The organism is Agromyces seonyuensis (assembly GCF_009789225.1).
GTDB classification, from domain to species: domain Bacteria; phylum Actinomycetota; class Actinomycetes; order Actinomycetales; family Microbacteriaceae; genus Agromyces; species Agromyces seonyuensis.
This window is the reverse complement of sequence record NZ_WSTA01000146.1, coordinates 1-1,876: the sequence shown is the minus strand read 5'-3', so window position 1 is coordinate 1,876 and position 1,876 is coordinate 1. Positions and strand designations below refer to the sequence as shown.

Here is a 1,876-nt window from a genome sequence, read left to right as displayed (position 1 = left end):
CCGAGGCCGGCCCGATCCGCGCCCGCGCGGTCGTCCTGGCCGCCCCCGCCGCGGCCTCCCGGCCCCTGCTCGCCGCGCTCGGGGGCGACCTCGCCGCCGTCGCCGCCGAGGACTGGCCGACCCCCGCCACGATCGAGCTCGTCACCCTCGTGCTCGACGCCCCCTCGCTCGATGCGCGGCCGCGCGGCAGCGGGCTCCTCGTCGCGCGCGACACCCCCGGCGTCGCGGCGAAGGCGCTCACGCATGCGAGCGCGAAGTGGGACTGGCTCGCCGAGGAGCTTCCGGCCGGCCGGCACGTCGTCCGGCTCTCCTACGGCCGTGCCGGATCGGCGAATCCCCTCGCCGGGCTCGACGACGTCGCGGCCGCGGATCTCGCCCGACGGGACGCCGCACTCCTGCTCGGCGTCGAGCTCGATCCGTCGCAGGTGGTCGGGTCCGCGCGAGTGCCCTGGACCGACGCACTCTCGCACGCCGCCGCCGGTCAGGCCGACCGCGTCGCGCGGCTGCGCGCCGCCCTCTCCGCCTCGCCCGGAGTCGCCGTCGCGGGCGCCTGGGTCGCCGGCACGGGGCTCGCCTCGGTCGTCCCGGATGCCCGCGCGGCCGCGCTCCGCGTCATCCGAGCGCTCGACGGCCCCGTCGCCCGATGAACTCCGCCGACGAACGCATATGACGCATTCGGCATAGATCGCGCAACCCCCTTGCGGATGCCGGGCGCGCGGGGTCTACCCTGGAGGAACGCCGACCTAGGGGGATGGGGATGCCAATGAAGGGCAAACTGCTGTTCGTCGTCGGGCTCGCCACGGGCTACGTGCTCGGAACGCGGGCCGGCCGTGAGCGCTACGACCAGATCGCGCAGGCGGCCAAGGGCGTCTGGAACGCACCGACCGTCCAGCAGGGCGTCGGTGCCGCCAAGGACTTCGCCCTCGCGAGGGTCGGTGACGTCAGCGAGGTCGTGCTCGACGGGGCGAAGAAGTTCATCTCCCAGAACACGAAGGGCCGCAGCGATGCGAAGTCCGCGGTCGACGCGGCCGCACGCGCGGCCGGCCGCCGAGCCGCCGACGTCAAGCACGCGGCCGACGAGGCGATCGACGACATCGCGGACCGCGCCGAATCCGCGGCGTCGGACATCGCGGACGCCGCCGAACAGGCGAAGCAGTCCGCCGCGTCGGCGCGCAAGCCCGCCGCGCGCAAGCCCGCGGCGCGCAAGCCTGCGGCGCCGAAGCAGACCGACTGACCGGAGGTGCCCCGTGCCCGCTCCTGACGACCGCTCCCTGTTCGAGGTGCTCGGTCAGCTTCCGAGCCTCGTCTCCGACCTCATCTCGGCCGAGATCGAGAAGCTCAAGGCCGAACTCTCCTACAAGGCGAAGCACCTCGGTATCGGCGCCGGCCTCGTCGTCGTCGCTGCGTTCGTCGGCATCTTCCTGCTCGGCACGCTCATCGCGACGGGCATCCTCGCGCTCGCGCTCGTCATGCCGGCGTGGGCGGCGGCACTGACCGTCTCCGGCATCCTGCTGCTCATCATCGCGATCCTCGTGGGCATCGCGATCCTCAACTTCAAGCGCGGCACCGAACCGCTCGACACCATCGAGTCGGTGCGCCGCGACGCCGACGCGTTCAAGGGCGTCGGCGACTACGACCGTCGCACCTCGGGCGACTGGACCGACTTCGAAGGGGAACGACGATGACGACTCCCGCCGAGCCCGGCGCCGAGTGGGGCGCCGTCCGTGCCGGTGCCGCACGCGCGAGCGCGTTCCCGGCCGCGGCCGCATCCGGGCCGTCGCGTGCGAACCCGGCCCCGGGCCAGCGCGAGGAGGAATCCGAGCGGCAGCGACGCGGGCGCGGCGGGGACGGAGGAGCACACGGCCGAGCTCGGGTC

The 1,876-nt window shown here is 74.3% G+C and carries 4 protein-coding genes; all 4 read left to right on the top strand.

Annotation, left to right across the window (positions count from 1 at the left end; translation table 11 throughout):
* Positions 1 to 647: FAD-dependent oxidoreductase (locus tag GB864_RS17920; RefSeq protein WP_202107365.1), on the top strand; the 647-nt coding region annotated here is incomplete at its 5' end.
* 116 nt (positions 648 to 763) lie between these two features.
* A complete protein-coding gene (locus tag GB864_RS18695; protein WP_236779247.1) occupies positions 764 to 1,234 on the top strand; it encodes a hypothetical protein in 471 nt (156 codons plus the stop codon).
* Positions 1,235 to 1,247: 13 nt separating this feature from the next.
* Positions 1,248 to 1,685: a phage holin family protein gene (locus GB864_RS18690; RefSeq protein WP_336604077.1), complete on the top strand. Its 438-nt coding sequence runs from the start codon at positions 1,248 to 1,250 to the stop codon at positions 1,683 to 1,685.
* Positions 1,682 to 1,876 (top strand): hypothetical protein (locus GB864_RS18685; RefSeq protein WP_236779246.1); only part of this gene is annotated, 195 nt, incomplete at its 3' end. The genes GB864_RS18690 and GB864_RS18685, both read left to right, overlap by 4 nt.